The following is a 16,122-nucleotide window of genomic DNA, read 5'->3' on the forward strand; positions in this document are numbered from 1 at the left end:
GTCCCCTTTTCTATGATAAACAAAGAAGGTGAAAAACGTGAGATTAGATAAATTATTAGCAAATATGGGATATGGAAGTAGAAAAGAAGTAAAGAAACTATTGAAAGACGGCGTTGTAAAAATTGATGGAACGCCAGTGAAAGATGCGAAGGTTCATGTAAATGTAGAAGAGCAAGAAGTTATGATTCACGGAGAAGTTGTGGAATATAAAGAGTTTGTTTATTTAATGTTGCATAAACCACAAGGCGTTATTTCAGCGACAGAAGATGATAATCATGAAACGGTAATAGATTTATTAGAGTTAGAAGATGCAATTTTTGATCCGTTCCCAGTTGGACGACTTGATATTGATACGGAAGGTTTCTTATTGATAACAAATGACGGGAAGTTATCACATCAATTGTTATCTCCAAAAAAGCATGTGCCGAAAAAATATTATGCACACGTTGCAGGAGTAGTAACAGAAGAGGATGTAAAAGAGTTTGCTAAAGGTGTTATTTTAGATGATGGCTATGAAACAAAGCCAGGTGCACTTACAATATTAAAAAGCGATGAGATTTCTGAAATCGAGCTTGTGATTACAGAAGGAAAGTTCCATCAAGTGAAGCGTATGTTTGAAGCGGTAGGGAAAAAAGTAGTCTACCTAAAGAGAACAGAGATGGGACCATTAGTATTAGATGAAGAGCTAGAACTTGGACAATACCGTGAGCTATCAGATGAAGAAGTAGAAATGTTAAAAACATATCAGGTAGATACTGAGAAATAGTGCTGTTTTTGGCGCAGAAAAGACCCCTTTCTAATGAGTTAGAAAGGGGTATGTATTTATTTACATACAATTATTTTTTCATTATGAGGTCATTCTCACTTTCTTTCCTGTTGTTGTCCACTTACCGCGGCAAGGGCTATACACGAGTTCATTAAACTGCAACACATTTAGATCACGTTGTATCGTTCGCGGTGTGATCCCGAACTCATCTACAAGGTCTTTCGTCGTTACCGTTCCGTTTTCATTGATGTACATATAAATTGATTTAATGCGTGTTAGCATACGAGTAGTTGTAGGTTTCAAGAGAAAACCACTCCTCTACTAGTTTTTTTGACCCCATTCAGGAAAGAAGGTCGTTACTACCATTGTACTCTACATGATAAAATTCATGCTTTAATCTACTTAAATTTTACAAAAGTTTAACAAATATTCATATAGAAAAATATTGGTAGTTGACATTTTATATATGGTCAGTCAACTAACACATAAAATTCTACGTAAAACGCCAAATTCCTGCAAAATTTTTTGAAAAAATAAAAGAAAAACTAATGGGAAATATCTGAAATATTACAATTGTTCGGTATTTAAGTTTCGTATATGGCATAAGAGATTTCGGTTTGTTATGATGAAAGAAACAATATAGTGAAGGATGGATGCGTGATGTCAGCGATTAATTGGACAGAAGAAGTTGCAAAACGAAAAGATGATTTAATTCGTGATACACAACAATTTTTACAAATTAAAAGTGTATGGGAAGAAGAATCAGCGAAAGAGGGCGCACCATTCGGTGAAGGTGTAGAAAAAGCTTTATCTTTCATGTTACATAAAGGAGAAACTGAAGGTTTTGCTTCTAAAAATTTAGAAGGGTATGCAGGTCATCTTGAAATGGGACAAGGAGAAGAGTTAGTAGGTATTCTTTGTCACGTTGATGTTGTACCAGAAGGAGATGGCTGGACGACTCCGGCATATAGTGCAGATATTCGAGATGGGAAGATTTTTGCGCGTGGTGCAATTGACGATAAAGGCCCAACGATGGCAGCTTATTATGCGATGAAAATTGTGAAAGAATTAGGTTTACCTCTTTCAAAACGCGTTCGCATGATTTTAGGAACAGATGAGGAAAGCAATTGGAAATGTGTAGATCACTACTTTAAAAACGAAGAAATGCCAACAATCGGCTTTGCGCCAGACGCAGATTTTCCAATTATTAATGCAGAAAAAGGAATTTCTGATATACAAGTTGTGCAAAGTGGTAGTGAAGAGAAGAACGGTACATATGAACTTGTTTCATTTGAATCAGGTCGTCGTTTAAATATGGTTCCTGATTTTGCAGAAGCGATTATTACAGGAGAAGATGTAAATGCACTTACAGTAGCATATGAAGAGTATTTACAAACTGCTAAAAAAATAGGTGAAGCAATTGTAGAAGGGAATACGGTGACGTTGCAAATCAAAGGGATTTCAGCTCACGGATCTACTCCAGAGAAGGGTGAGAATGCAGGTTTATTACTGGCAAACTTCTTAACTACAGTTGCTCTTGATGGACAAGGGGCTTCGTTTGCATCGTTTGTGACAGAAACATTTACAGGAGATATTTTAGGAGAGAAAGCTGGTATTTCTTATAAAGACGATATTAGCGGTCCGTTAACAGTGAATGTTGGTCGCCTTTCTTATACAAAAAAGAATGGTGGTAATTTAGGATTAAATGTACGTTACCCGGTTACGACTAACTTTGAAGAAATGATTGCAAAGTTAAAAGAATACGTTGGTAATCATGGATTTAAAGTGGCGGATTATTCAAACTCTCGCCCGCATCACGTTGATAAAGATCACGTGTTAATTCGTACGTTGCAACGCGTATATGAAGAACAAACAGGAGAAAAAGCAGAGCTATTAGCAATCGGCGGCGGTACTTACGCTCGTTCATTGAAAGCTGGCGTTGCGTTTGGTCCGTTGTTCCCTGGAAAAGAAGAACTTGCGCATCAAAAAGACGAGTACATTGAAATTGAAGACTTATTAAAAGCAACAGCAATTTACGCGCAAGCAATTCATGAATTAGCGAAGTAATGGATATATAAATAAGAAGAGGCCGTCCCAATAAATATTTTGGGACGGTTTTCTGTTACATATAGTTTGTTGAAACGTCGATATAATTGATTTCGCGATCTTAACTTGGTTAAACTTTTAGGAAAGTTTGATTCTTTTTAATTGAATGAGATAAGAAAGAAAAGCAACAATAGAAAGAAGGAGAAGATGTACATGGAGCTGCATTATTTTGTCGCGATTACGTTACCAAGTCATATAAAAGAAGTGCTGTCTAACTATAAAGAGGAAATGCAGGAAGAATTACCATTTCGTTCGTGGGTACATAAAGAAGACTATCATATTACCCTTTCATTTTTAGGTAGTGCGACAGAGGAACAATTAAAAGGAATAAAGAATGGATTACAAACACTTATAGAAACAAAGGAATTATCGTTCACCTTACAAGGGTTTTCAACGTTCGGTATGGAAGATAGGCCGCGTATTTTTTGGTCAAAGGTAAGCGAGAATCAACATTTGTTTCAATTACAAAAGCAAGTACATGCTATTTGCGAAGGGAATGGATTTCCTTTAGAAACGCGCCCGTATCATCCGCATATTACTGTTGCTCGTAAATGGGTAGGAGAAGAACAGTTTGATTTAGAACATATAAAGAAAGTGCCTGAAATATCATTTCAAGCGGATACGATTACTTTATACGAATCTCACGTGACGGAGACACCGAAGTATAAAGCGATTGCTGAAATAAAATTACAAAAATAGAATGTATGAAAACGTTTTTTATACAGGTGAATATACTATAGAGAATAATGTGTTACTGTATAGGGCTTCGCTGATAAGAAAAGCCTTATCATTTGCAGCTCGTTTCACCCCTCTATTTACTGCCCATAAAGGCCCGATTGGCGTGGGCTAACAATCAGTGGGAAAGCCTTCCCACTGATCAAAGTTTCACTTTATTTTAACTTTAAGAATGATGGTGATTTTTTTATGTTGAAAGTAAAACGTCCATTTGATGCCTATTTAGATGAAATGAATAAAATTACAATTTTGCTCCCACATGCGTATGGAACAAGTCGGACATTTCGTTTGCAAGAAGGAAGTAACGTGAAAGATTTACCGATTGCTCATACAATTGCGCTTCCGGATGCAACGAAGTATGAGTGCTTTATAGAAGAGCCGCTAGATGTGGGGAAGTATTATACAGTACGAGATGAACGGAATGAAGAAACAGATTTACAAATAGGTGCTGTCATAAGAACAGCGATTTTCGATGAAAAGTATTATTACGAAGGTACAGATTTAGGAGCCGTGTATCAAAAAGAAGCAACGACATTTAAAGTATGGGCTCCAACTGCGAGGCTTGCAAAAGTAAGGACTTATAAAAGTGATAAAGAATATACCGATCATGAAATGTATAGAGGAGAAAATGGGGTTTGGACTCATACGTTACAAGGTGATTTAGCTGGAGAAAAGTATACATTTCTTGTTTGTATTAATTTAATATGGAATGAAGCGGTCGATCCTTACGCAAAGTCAGTGACTGTAAATGGGAAGTACGGCATTGTTATCGATTTGGAAAAGACAAATGTAACAAAAAGAGAGCAATTACCAACATTACAGTCAATGACAGATGCCATATTGTATGAACTGCATATTCGTGATGCTACTATTCATCAGGGCAGTGGAGTGAGTAAAAAAGGAACATATAAAGGGCTAATGGAAGAAGGAACAACAGGGCGAAATGGGACGTTAACAGGCTTGTCTCATATAAAAGATTTAGGTGTTACACATGTTGAATTATTGCCTTTATATTGTTTCGGTGGTGTAGATGAGGCGAATCCTTCCTCTGCATATAATTGGGGTTACAATCCGTTATATTATAATGCACCAACGGGATATTATGCTACAGACCTCTCTGATCCGTATAACAGGATAGTAGAGTGTAAACAGTTGATTGAAACATTTCATGAGCATGGCATTAGGGTAATTATAGATGTTGTATATAATCATGTGTATGAAAGAGAGCTATCATCATTTGAAAAGCTTGTCCCAGGATATTATTTTCGTCATGGTGAAGATGGCATGCCTTCTAATGGGACGGGAGTCGGGAATGATATAGCATCTGAACGGAAAATGATGAGGAAATTCATTGTAGAGTCTATTTTATATTGGCTTACTGAATACAATGTTGACGGATTCCGATTCGACTTAATGGGAATTTTAGATGTGGATACAATGAATATAATAGAAAAAGGAGTGCGAAACATAAAGCGAGATGCATTGTTATTAGGAGAAGGATGGGAGCTACAAACACCACTTCCTGCTGAAGAAAAAGCAACGTTAAATAATGCAAAGAAAATGCCGCATATTGCGCAATTTAATGATCAATTTCGTGATGGGATAAAAGGGAGTACCTTTCATATAAATAAACGTGGTTTTGCATTTGGTGGGCATGTAGACTGTAATCATTTGCAGTATATAGCATCGGGAAGTCTTTTGAGTATGAAAGAAACAGGTCTGTTTCTAGAGCCTGTGCAAAGCATTAACTATGTAGAATGTCATGACAATATGACGATGTGGGATAAACTAATGTGCAGTAATGAAGAGCCAGAAGATATTTTGAAAAAACGTCACCTTCTAGCGAGCGCAATGGTGATTCTTTCGCAAGGCATTCCTTTCTTACATGCTGGGCAAGAGTTTTATCGTACGAAGCAAGGAAATGAAAATAGTTATAATGCAAATGATGAAATTAATCAATTAGATTGGGATCAAAAAGAGGAAGAGATAGAGAGCGTTAACTATATAAAAGGTTTAATTGCGATTCGCAAAGAGCACGGAGCATTCCGATTACAAAACGCAGAACTTATAAAAAAACACACGACTTTTTTGCAAACATCTCCAGAAATACTTGCATATCACCTAGAGCATGCAGAATCATTTGGACCGTGGAAAGAGATTATAGTTTTATTTAATAGCGGTTTAGAAGCTAAAACGGTGCAACTTCCGAAAGAAGAAACGTGGCATGTGTTAGTAAACGAAAAGCAAGCGAAAATAGAGCCAATTTCTTCATTTAGAGGAAAGGAACTTAGGCTCGCTCCGATTAGCACGTATATATTGACGATAATGTGACAAATCGCTACTTGACGATGAGAATGTAATAAATGTAGAATTGACAAAGGTGACGATTTTGATAAGTTGTCATTCTATGACTGGTTTTGTAAAATAAAATAGAGAATTTTTGGCTTATGCCAAGTTTTCTTTTCATTTACAGTAAAATATATGAATCCACAACATGTGTAGAAATGTTGCGGTTTTTCTTTTCATAACTATAAAAGATAAGGATTTGTTAACGGGTAATGAATATGGAATGGTTGGAACAATTATTAGGAAAAGAGTGGAGTCTTGTACCGGCTGGTGGAGTAACGGGCGATGCGTATATTGCGCAAAACGGACAACAGAAGTTATTTTTAAAGCGGAATACATCGCCCTTTTTAGCGGTATTGTCAGCAGAAGGAATTGTTCCAAAATTACTTTGGACAAGAAGGGTAACGAACGGTGATGTAATTTCTGCTCAAAAATGGCTTCCGGGACAGAAGCTAGAGCCAGAGGATATGAAACTAGAACGTGTTGCGAAACTTTTGAAGAAAATACACTCCTCTAAAGCGCTTGTACAGATGATTCAAAGACTTGGGAAGCAGCCGCTTCACGCACAAGAGTTATTACAACAACTGCAACTTGTTTTAAGAGGAGATATAAGGGATGATGAAACAATTCAGCAAGGCCTTCAATATTTAATGGATTCATTAAAAGATATTGAATACAATGAATTCGTTGTATGCCATTGTGATGTGAACCATAACAACTGGCTATTGTCGGATGAAGATGAGTTGTTTTTAATTGATTGGGATGGAGCCGTAATTGCTGACCCAGCTCTAGACCTCGGTATGTTATTATATTGGTACATTCCGCGCCATGAATGGAGCGAGTGGCTCGAATATTATGATATTGAAATGGATGAATCGCTGCTTAGGCGTATGAGATGGTATGTAATAGCACAAACGATTTTGTCTATGCAATGGCACACAACAAAAAAACAGCAAGCAGAAGCTGAATATTGGCATCAATATTTACAGCAACTACTTGCTTCAGAGTAATACTTAAGAAAAATTGTCCATTCCAGCAATCCACTGAGTAAGTTGTTCTTGATTATTGGAAATGTGGTTGTCCAAATTAGAGGAAGATTTACCCGATTGACTATAAGAATATACATCGTTTAGCATGGATTTAGCGTCACTACTTATACTATCGTTTGCGAGTAACGATTGAATGAGACGCTCTAATTGCTCGCATTCAGAAACTGTCCCGCAACAATCACTTTGGTGATTGACTAAAATATCTTTCAGCACTTCTAATTGATGTTGTTGATTAATTGGCATGAACGGATCATCCTTTCGATTGTTTTTCTCTTCAAATGTACGAGAAAAAGCTGTTTCGTCATGGAATGTTTAATGCTGTATGTAGTTTTTATCAAAATGGTACATCTTATACTTGAAAGAAACGGACCGAGTGCTCGTACGTACTTGGTTTTTTGTTTGGGAGATTGATTAAAACAGAGAGAAGGAATTATTCCTTTAAAATAGCTATGTAAAGAGAGGGAGACATCTATGCGTTTAAGACATAAACCATATGCAATGGATCGAATTAATGAGTATTCACATATCGTAATCGGAAACCCAGAGGAGCGCGCTGGTAACTGGAAAGAAGTATTTGGAAATGAACAACCAATTCATATTGAAGTAGGTACAGGTCGTGGCCGCTTTATGTATGATATGGCAAAAGCAAACCCACATATTAATTATATTGGAATTGAAAAATTCACAAGTGTTGTTGTAGATGCACTTGATAAATTAATTGAAGAAGAAGTACCGAACTTAAAGTTAATTAATAAAGATGCTGAAGATTTAACAGTTTTCTTTGCAAAAGGTGAGATTGACCGCGTTTATTTAAACTTCTCAGATCCATGGCCGAAGAATCGTCATACGAAGCGTCGTTTAACGTATAAAACATTTTTACGCAATTATGAAGAAGTGTTAGTAGAAGGCGGAGAAATTCATTTCAAAACAGATAACCAAGGTTTATTTGAATACTCTCTAATGAGTATGGCTGAGTATGGTATGTTATTAACTTACCTGAGCCTAGATCTTCATAATAGTGATTATGAAGGAAACATTATGACAGAATACGAAGAGAAATTCTCAAGTAAAGGTCATCGTATTTACCGAGTTGAAGCAAAATATCGCACAGAGCCTATGCAGTAATGCATAGGTTTTTTGTAACTAAAATAATCGGAATTTTATGTTAATATTAAAAGGAAAGGGGGATGAAAAATGGAACAGTTACAAATTGGAGATATAAAAGTAACGTGGCTAAAAGGCGGGAATACACATTTAGATGGAGGGGCAATGTTTGGTGTTGTGCCGAAAGTACTTTGGTCACGTAAATATAAACACAATGACACAAATCATATTTATTTACGAACAGATCCGTTACTTTTACAAACGAAAGACGGAAATATGTTGATTGATTCAGGAATAGGAAACGGTAAGTTGAATGAGAAGATGAAACGAAATCAAGGTGTAACAGAAGAATCATCGGTTTATGAATCGTTAGAAAAACAGGGATTAAAGCCTGAAGATATTCATTATGTTTTAATGACACACCTTCATTTTGATCATGCATCTGGTTTAACGAAATGGGAAGGTGATCACCTTGTACCATCATTTCCGAATGCAAAAGTGTATGTAAGTGAAACGGAATGGAATGAAATGAGGAACCCAAATATCAGGTCGCGCAATACATATTGGAAGGAAAATTGGGAGCCGATTGTAGATCAAGTTGTTACATTCCAGCAAGAAATAGAAATTACGGATGAAATCAAGATGGCACATACTGGTGGTCATAGTGATGGACATGCAGTCATCATTTTGGAGAGTCAAGGGGAAACGATGCTACATTTAGCAGATCTCTTGCCGACGCACGCGCATCAAAATGTATTATGGGTAATGGCATACGATGATTATCCGATGACCTCGATTGAAAATAAACAAAAATGGATGGAGTATGGTGCTGAAAAAGAGGCGTGGTTTACGTTTTATCATGACGCATATTATCGTGCTGTGAAGTGGAATGAGGAAGGGCATATCGTAGAAAAAATAGAACGAAAAACGAGTATAGAAGCATAAAAATAGGAGGTTGTTCCATCATATTTATTGGAGCAGCCTCTTTTTTATTGTCGGGTTTTGTCGGTAAGTCGATATATTTTAAAAATCGCTGATATAATTTTAATCAATACCCACAATTTCAAAAAAATAAGAGGTTCACCTAATGGGAACCCTCCTTTTTATGCTGCTATAACCTCTAAAACAGTACCTGTTTTAGCATCAACCAAAAATTCAAATCGTTCTTGTATATCATCTAACATCGTTGTAAGACCGCCGCGATACACTTCGTATGCGACATCATATTTTTCAAATGTCTCTGGAACCATATGTACCCAAGAGCCAGTAATTTCACCTTTATGACTTAATGCTTGTTTCACCATTTTCAATGCTTTTTCTGAAGAAATATGGGATTGTTCTTGTACTTTGTTTGCAACAAGATAACCAGCTGCGAACCCAACGCCAAGACCTGCTACTAAACCTTTCCAGCTCATATATTCACCTCAATTCTATAAAATAAAAATAGTGTACCAATAATAATTATAAAGCAAATACAGCTAAAAAAGAAGAAACTAGAAACATTTCGAAAATTTCGTTACAATAAAAGAGGTATTCTACTAAGGTTTGAAAGAAGGGGACTTCGTGAATAAAGAGACATTACAATTATTTCGTACGTTAACAGAATTACAAGGTGCATCAGGTTTTGAACATGATGTACGCCGTTTTATGAAGCAAGAATTAAGCAAATATGCGGATGAAATTGTACAAGATGGTTTAGGTAGCGTATTTGGTCTGAAAAAAGGGGACGAAACTGGCCCACGTGTTCTTGTAGCAGGTCATATGGATGAAGTAGGTTTCATGGTTACGCAAATTACGAAAAACGGGATGCTTCGTTTTCAAACGCTAGGCGGCTGGTGGAGCCAAGTTCTATTAGCACAACGTGTACAAGTTATGACGAAGAATGGTCCTGTTATTGGGGTTGTTGGTTCTATTCCTCCTCATTTATTAAGTGACGCGCAACGTGCAAAACCGATGGATATAAAAAATATGTTAATTGATATAGGTGCAGACAGCTATGAAGATGCGATTGAGATTGGTGTAAAACCAGGACAACAAATCGTGCCAATCTGTCCGTTTACGCCGATGGCAAACGAAAAGAAAATTATGGCGAAAGCTTGGGACAACCGTTACGGATGTGGCCTTGCAATCGAATTATTAAAAGAATTAAAAGACGAAACATTACCAAACACATTATACTCTGGTGCGACTGTACAAGAAGAAGTTGGTCTTCGCGGTGCACAAACTGCTGCAAATATGATTCAACCAGACATTTTCTATGCGCTTGATGCAAGTCCAGCAAACGATGCATCTGGTGATAAAACGCAGTTCGGTCAATTAGGAAAAGGTGCTCTTCTTCGTATTTACGACCGTACAATGGTCACACATAGAGGAATGCGCGAATTCATTTTAGATACAGCAGAAACACACAACATTCCGTACCAATACTTTATTTCACAAGGTGGTACAGATGCGGGCCGTGTACATACAAGTAACTCAGGTATCCCATCAGCAGTAATTGGTGTTTGCGCACGTTACATTCATACACATGCTTCTATTTTACATGTTGATGATTATGCGGCAGCAAAAGAACTCATTACGAAGCTTGTAAGAGCGACGGATAAAACGACGTTAGAGACAATTAAGAATAACGCGTAGAGAAGAAGGGCTGAAGAGCCTTTCTTTTTTTGCTTGAATAGATGACCCATCCATGTGTGGTAGTGATTGATGCATAATGTAAGTAGGGCGAAATGATGAATGTATATAGAGGTGAATGAAATGAAAGTAGTAGTTGGATCGAAGAATAAAACGAAGGTTGATGCTGTGGAGAAGGTTTGGAAAGATGCTGAAATTACATCTCTTTCTGTTCCTTCAGGAGTAGCAAACCAGCCGTTTTCAGATGAAGAGACGATGCAAGGAGCGGCTAATAGAGCGAAGCGAGCGCTACAAGAAGGAGAAGCTCAAATTGGTATTGGGTTAGAAGGCGGCGTAATGAAAACGGAGCACGGTTTATTTATGTGTAACTGGGGCGCGCTAGCAACAAGTACCGGTAAAACATTCGTTGCAGGCGGTGCACGTATTAAGTTACCAGCCGATTTTTTAGCACCTCTTGAAGAGGGCAAGGAGTTAAGTGAAGTGATGGAAGAGTTTGTACAGAGAAAAGATATTCGTAGTCACGAAGGTGCGATCGGTATCTTTACAGATGATTATGTCGACCGCACGGAATTATTTGTACACGTTGTTAAGTTACTTGTTGGGCAATATAAGTATGACGAAAAGCAAGCATAAACCTTGCACCATGTGCGATGTATGGTAGTATAAAAGAAAGATTATAACATGAAAAAAGCACTCGTTAGAGGAGGAAATATAGATGAAATCATTAGAAAGCATGGAGCAATTCCAACAATTGAAAAATGAAGAGAATGTAGTCTTTATGTTCTCAGCAGAATGGTGCCCAGACTGCCGTTTTGTAGATCCATTTATGCCAGAAGTAGAAGAGAAATATAGTGATTTCTCATTTTACTATGTAGATCGTGATGAGTTTATTGATCTATGCGTAAAATTAGACGTATTTGGCATTCCGAGCTTTGTAGCGTACAATAAGGGTGAAGAAACAGGTCGCTATGTAAACAAAGATCGTAAAACACAAGAACAAATCGAAGAGTTTATTGAAGGTTTAAAATAAGGCAATTTGCCAATTGAATTGTAAAACAACCTCTACCTTCGCGGGGGAGGTTGTTTTTTTGGAAGGGAGGAAAAAGAGATGAAGATGACAAGTAAAAAGATGAAAGACGAGTTAATGAAGAAATTATCTCGCCCAGAATGGGACTTTCAGTATGATAGCGAGAAAGAAGTTCTACGTATAGAACAGAAAGACTCGAAAAAGGGTATTAACGTATCGCTTCCAGGAGTTGTGGCAAAATGGGAAGTGAATAAAGAAAAAGCAATTGAAGAGGTTGCCTATTACGTACAAGAAGCGTTAATTGCGATGCATAAAGAAGAAAATAGCGCAGCGAAAATTTTACCTGTTATTCGCTCTACTTCTTTCCCGAAACAAGCAGAAGAAGGAAATCCGTTTATTATGACGGATCATACAGCGGAAACACGTATTTACTATGCGCTAGATTCGAATAAAACGTATCGACTCATTGATGAGCGTCTATTACAAAAATTAGAACTTACAGAGCAACAAGTGCGTGAAATGGCATTATTCAACGCTCGCTCATTAGGTTATGAATTTAAACAAGAAACAGTAGCAGGGAATACATTCTACTTTTTAAACACAAACGATGGGTATGATGCGACGCGTATTTTAAACGAATCGTTACTACAATCGATGCGTGAAAAGATTTCTGGTGACATGGTTGTTGCTGTTCCTCACCAAGATGTATTAATTATTGCTGATATCGTCAACGAAATCGGTTATGATATTATTGCACAAATGACAATGAAATTTTTTGCCGAAGGGCATGTTCCGATTACATCACTTTCATTCGTATATGAAGATGGAGACTTCGAGCCAATCTTTATTTTAGCGAAGAATCGGAAGAAGACAGATGGAAAAGAGAAAGGATGAACGAAGTGAACGTTTTTTACAACCTTGAAGGAATTGGTGACACTCTAATTGTTGCCTTACAAGATATTACTTTAGAGAACCGTACTTTTGATCGCAAAGGAGATGTTGCACGCGTATACGATCGTGAAAGCAACGAGACAGCTGGATTCAACATCTTTAATGCGTCTTCTTACTTAGAAGTAAAAGAAACAGGTAACCTAACATTAACGAAAGAATTTGTAGAAAAAATCAACGGAATTTTAGCGAAGAACGGCTTTGAAGAAACAGTAGAAGCAGATCTTTCTCCAAAATTTGTTGTAGGCTATGTAGCTGAAAAAGAGAAGCATCCAAATGCTGATAAGTTAAACATTTGTAAAGTAGAAATTGGTACAGAAACATTACAAATCGTATGTGGCGCACCGAACGTTGATGCAGGACAAAAAGTGGTCGTTGCAAAAATTGGGGCTGTAATGCCAAGCGGTATGCTAATTAAACCAGCGGAACTTCGCGGTGTTCCTTCTTCTGGAATGATTTGCTCAGCACGTGAATTAGAGCTTCCAGATGCTCCACAAGAAAAAGGTATTCTTGTATTAGAAGATAGCTTTGAAGTTGGACAAGAGTTCAAATTTTAATTGATGTAAAAAAGAGAGGTTGTCCTTTTGGACAGCCTCTCTTTTCTATTGAATCGTTAATATATTGCGAGTTGTGATAGGTATATGTAGAAAATCGTTCATATTCATAAGGATGTCACCTTTTTTCTTAAAATCTATATTGTATTTTATAAACAAACTAGTTAAAATTTAGAAAAATAGAAGGGGATAGACGTATGAAACAACAACTAAAAATTGCAGAACTTCTGAAACGAATTGAAACTTCAAAACAGCAAGATATCGAACTAGATTCTTATGAAATATATGTGTTTAGCGAAAATGAATTAGAAAAAGGACAAATCGGTTACCGATATGATAAACATAAAAACTCATTAATAAGTGAAGAAAACGGTAAATGGCAGGAAGAATGGATTGTTATTGGATATGAAACAGATATGGGGGATCCAGTTTTCGTAAATGTGGCTGATGATGCTTATCTAGTTTATACTGCAGAGCGCGGTACAGAAGCGTGGCAACCCGTTCATATTGGAAATATGGCTGAGATTATAAAACAATTATAAGAAAAACTTTGAGACCGGTGCAAAGTGATGGGAGAAAAACATGAAGCATATAAAAATAATGAGCATGATTGCATTCATTGGAATATATATGGGAGGTTGTTCGCAAGAAGGGCCGAAAAAGGAAGTAACATCTTCTATGCAGGAAAAAAACAAAGATAACAAGGAAGACGCACCGGTAGAAAAGCAGCAAGCAGAACAAGAAAAGAAAGAAGAACCGCAAGCAGTTCAAACGAATGAGCAAGTGCCGGCTGAGGAAAAGAAAGAGGAAGCCACGCCAGTGCAGCCAACGGAGCAACTGCTGCAAAATAATGAACAAAAAGTAGAGAGTAATGAAAAACAAGGAAAGTTTCTTGTCGTTATTGATCCAGGGCATCAACAAAAAGCGAATTTAAATTTAGAGCCGATTGGGCCAGGAGCAACGACGCAAAAATATAAAGTGACAGATGGTACAACTGGTGTTGTGACGAAAAAAAGAGAGGCTATTCTTGTGTTAGAAATGGCTTTCATATTAAAAGAAAAGTTAGAAGCGAAGGGAATACAAGTATTAATGACGAGAACGTCACAAGATGTGGATATAAGTAATAAAGAACGCGCGACATTTGCGAATGACTATAAGGCGAATTTGTTTTTGCGTCTTCATGCAGATGGTTCTGAAAATCCGAATCAAAGTGGATTTGCTGTATTAACGCCGGCAGAAGGAAGTCCGTATACGAAAGAGATTTATGCTGAAAGTCTTCAAATCTCTCAAACGATTGTAAATAAAATGAGAGAGAATCAGCAAGTGAAAGTAAATGGAATTAAATTCAGGGAGGATCTTTCTGGATTTAATTGGGCAAAAGTTCCTGGCGTATTGTTAGAACTTGGATTTATGTCAAATCCTGAAGAAGATAAAAAATTATCTGACCCACAGTATGTAAATTCTTTATTGCAAAGTGTAACGGATAGTATAGAGGAATATCGGAAGAGTAAACCTTAAACGCAGTCTTACATGTAAGACTGCGTTTTTCCGTATGAAAACACTCGTAAATTAGAATATTATGGATAAATATGACATGCTTAATTTTACCTGCACTTTTTGCCGAATGCTGATACAATAAAGGATGTTACTATTTAGTAGAAAGAGTGGTAAGCATGTTAGATTGGATGAAAAAGCTGTTTAACAAAGAGGAAGAACAAACAGCGATGAATAAAGAAGTACCGAAGCAAGTTGAAAGTCAGCCGAAAATTCCTCGTGTAAACCACTACACTGAAGCAAGAGAAGCACAAATGGCAAGTAGGAATGCAGGTAAATGCCGTTTTCCATTAGTACCGGATAATGGGTTCGATGAAGAGGATGTTATAGCAACAGGGAATTTTGAAGAACAACCTGTTCAAGTTGTAACATATGAAAATCAGCCTACTCAAAGAGGGGTCAAAGTGGAAAGAAGTAGACGACAGTATGTGGAAAAGGTAGTTTCTACATATGAAGAGCCGGAAGTACAATATGAACCGGAGAGAGAGCCTGTCGTAAAGAAAGCATCTGCACCTTCGCAAGAAAGTAACCGTAGACCATTTCGTCCAACAGAAATGATTTCGCCAATTTACGGATATAATCGTCCTTCTGTAGAGAAAAAGGAAGAAAAGCAGGAGGAAAAAAAGGAAAGAGAAGATCTTGAAATATCTGTAGAGGGCAAATCAGTCGTTGATGCATGGTTAGAGAAAAAAGGATATACATTATCTGATTTCTCAGAAGGACAAGCAACGAATTCTTCCAGTCATGAAGGAGTTGATCAGCTAGGTCAACAGAGTAAAAAGGAAGAAAAGTCAGTTGTCGATCAATGGCTAGAGAAAAACGGTTATGAAATTGAACGCCAAGAGCCTATAGTAGAAGCAAAAGAAGTGGTTCAAGAAATTAGTGCACCGCAGGAAGTTCCAACGGCTGAATTACTTCATCAAACAATTGCTGAGCATATGGAAGACGCTAAGCAAGAAAGTGATGTAGTGGTCCGAAACATTCTACAAGCGGAATTAGTAGATTCTAAAGTAGAGCAAGAGGATACAACATTATCAGAAGAAATTAAACGTAATACAGAAATAGAACAACCTACTATTGAAGTAGAAAAGCAAGCTCCAGAAGAATCAGTGATTGTCAAAACAGAAGAAAAACTGGAAGAAACAATCATTGTAGAAATACCAGAAGAAGTGGAAGTAATTACAGAAACAGAAGCTCTAGAAGAAGTGGAAGTAGTTGCAGGAACAGAAGCTCTAGAAGAAGTGGAAGTAGTTGCAGAAACAGAAGCTCTAGAAGAAGTGGAAGTAATTGCAGAAACAG

The 16,122-nt window shown here is 37.1% G+C and carries 17 protein-coding genes and 1 pseudogene; 15 read left to right on the forward strand and 3 right to left on the reverse strand.

All coding sequences use genetic code 11. The features are described 5' to 3' along the window. Window positions 1–37: 37 nt before the first annotated feature. On the forward strand, window positions 38–766 hold the full coding sequence (locus KVT31_RS23315) for a pseudouridine synthase (RefSeq protein WP_001234944.1): 729 nt from the start codon (window positions 38–40) through the stop codon (window positions 764–766). Window positions 767–847: 81 nt separating this feature from the next. Here the strand turns inward: KVT31_RS23315 and KVT31_RS23320 are convergent, their stop codons facing one another. Next, window positions 848–1,069 carry a DeoR family transcriptional regulator gene (locus KVT31_RS23320; protein ID WP_000805512.1) on the reverse strand — a complete coding sequence of 74 codons (222 nt, stop codon included), beginning with the start codon at window positions 1,067–1,069 and terminating at the stop codon, window positions 848–850. A 357-nt stretch (window positions 1,070–1,426) separates the two neighbouring features. On the opposite strand from KVT31_RS23320, the gene pepV reads away from it, so the two are divergent. From pepV to KVT31_RS23340, 4 genes are all read left to right on the forward strand, one after another. Continuing rightward, window positions 1,427–2,833: a dipeptidase PepV gene (pepV, locus tag KVT31_RS23325; RefSeq protein ID WP_088098043.1), complete on the forward strand. Its 1,407-nt coding sequence runs from the start codon at window positions 1,427–1,429 to the stop codon at window positions 2,831–2,833. Window positions 2,834–3,025: 192 nt separating this feature from the next. Further along, the gene (gene thpR, locus KVT31_RS23330; RefSeq protein WP_088098042.1) at window positions 3,026–3,571 is read left to right on the forward strand and encodes an RNA 2',3'-cyclic phosphodiesterase; all 546 of its coding nucleotides are present in this window, start codon (window positions 3,026–3,028) and stop codon (window positions 3,569–3,571) included. 225 nt (window positions 3,572–3,796) lie between these two features. After that, a complete protein-coding gene (pulA, locus tag KVT31_RS23335) occupies window positions 3,797–5,938 on the forward strand; it encodes a type I pullulanase (RefSeq protein ID WP_088098041.1) in 2,142 nt (713 codons plus the stop codon). A gap of 227 nt (window positions 5,939–6,165) precedes the next feature. Beyond that, entirely contained in the window at window positions 6,166–6,963 is a 798-nt protein-coding gene (locus KVT31_RS23340; protein ID WP_002096266.1) for a phosphotransferase family protein, read from the forward strand. A gap of 3 nt (window positions 6,964–6,966) precedes the next feature. Here KVT31_RS23340 and KVT31_RS23345 read toward each other — a convergent pair whose 3' ends face one another. Continuing rightward, window positions 6,967–7,245, reverse strand: a complete 279-nt coding sequence (locus tag KVT31_RS23345; RefSeq protein WP_088098040.1) for a YtzH-like family protein — start codon at window positions 7,243–7,245, stop codon at window positions 6,967–6,969. Window positions 7,246–7,473: 228 nt separating this feature from the next. On the opposite strand from KVT31_RS23345, the gene trmB reads away from it, so the two are divergent. Beyond that, the gene (gene trmB, locus KVT31_RS23350; RefSeq protein WP_001239384.1) at window positions 7,474–8,127 is read left to right on the forward strand and encodes a tRNA (guanosine(46)-N7)-methyltransferase TrmB; all 654 of its coding nucleotides are present in this window, start codon (window positions 7,474–7,476) and stop codon (window positions 8,125–8,127) included. A gap of 69 nt (window positions 8,128–8,196) precedes the next feature. Then, window positions 8,197–9,051 (forward strand): YtnP family quorum-quenching lactonase, encoded by an 855-nt coding sequence (locus tag KVT31_RS23355; protein ID WP_088098039.1) that lies wholly within the window; start codon window positions 8,197–8,199, stop codon window positions 9,049–9,051. A 158-nt stretch (window positions 9,052–9,209) separates the two neighbouring features. On the opposite strand, the gene KVT31_RS23360 is transcribed toward KVT31_RS23355, so the two are convergent. Then, window positions 9,210–9,521 carry a PepSY domain-containing protein gene (locus KVT31_RS23360; RefSeq protein ID WP_000118541.1) on the reverse strand — a complete coding sequence of 104 codons (312 nt, stop codon included), beginning with the start codon at window positions 9,519–9,521 and terminating at the stop codon, window positions 9,210–9,212. 148 nt (window positions 9,522–9,669) lie between these two features. Here KVT31_RS23360 and KVT31_RS23365 point away from each other — a divergent pair, with 148 nt between their 5' ends. The 8 genes and pseudogenes from KVT31_RS23365 to KVT31_RS23400 all read left to right on the forward strand — a co-directional run. Next, complete coding sequence (locus KVT31_RS23365) at window positions 9,670–10,743, forward strand: M42 family metallopeptidase (RefSeq protein WP_001031515.1); 1,074 nt, start codon at window positions 9,670–9,672, stop codon at window positions 10,741–10,743. Between the two features lie 120 nt (window positions 10,744–10,863). Beyond that, the gene (locus KVT31_RS23370; RefSeq protein ID WP_088098037.1) at window positions 10,864–11,373 is read left to right on the forward strand and encodes a DUF84 family protein; all 510 of its coding nucleotides are present in this window, start codon (window positions 10,864–10,866) and stop codon (window positions 11,371–11,373) included. An 82-nt stretch (window positions 11,374–11,455) separates the two neighbouring features. Beyond that, window positions 11,456–11,770 (forward strand): thioredoxin family protein, encoded by a 315-nt coding sequence (locus tag KVT31_RS23375; protein WP_000838193.1) that lies wholly within the window; start codon window positions 11,456–11,458, stop codon window positions 11,768–11,770. Window positions 11,771–11,848: 78 nt separating this feature from the next. Continuing rightward, a complete protein-coding gene (locus KVT31_RS23380; RefSeq protein ID WP_000784602.1) occupies window positions 11,849–12,661 on the forward strand; it encodes a DUF1444 domain-containing protein in 813 nt (270 codons plus the stop codon). After that, window positions 12,658–13,272, forward strand: a complete 615-nt coding sequence (gene ytpR, locus KVT31_RS23385) for a YtpR family tRNA-binding protein (protein WP_088098036.1) — start codon at window positions 12,658–12,660, stop codon at window positions 13,270–13,272. Before KVT31_RS23380 ends, ytpR begins: the two co-directional genes overlap by 4 nt. A gap of 194 nt (window positions 13,273–13,466) precedes the next feature. After that, entirely contained in the window at window positions 13,467–13,811 is a 345-nt protein-coding gene (locus KVT31_RS23390; protein ID WP_088098035.1) for a thiamine transporter, read from the forward strand. 40 nt (window positions 13,812–13,851) lie between these two features. Beyond that, complete coding sequence (locus tag KVT31_RS23395) at window positions 13,852–14,787, forward strand: N-acetylmuramoyl-L-alanine amidase (RefSeq protein ID WP_140392568.1); 936 nt, start codon at window positions 13,852–13,854, stop codon at window positions 14,785–14,787. A 155-nt stretch (window positions 14,788–14,942) separates the two neighbouring features. After that, window positions 14,943–16,122 (forward strand): annotated as a pseudogene (locus tag KVT31_RS23400) (DNA translocase FtsK); the annotation flags it as partial.

Origin of the sequence: Bacillus sp. GbtcB14 (assembly GCF_019091205.1) — a bacterium.
GTDB classification, from domain to species: domain Bacteria; phylum Bacillota; class Bacilli; order Bacillales; family Bacillaceae_G; genus Bacillus_A; species Bacillus_A cereus_AG.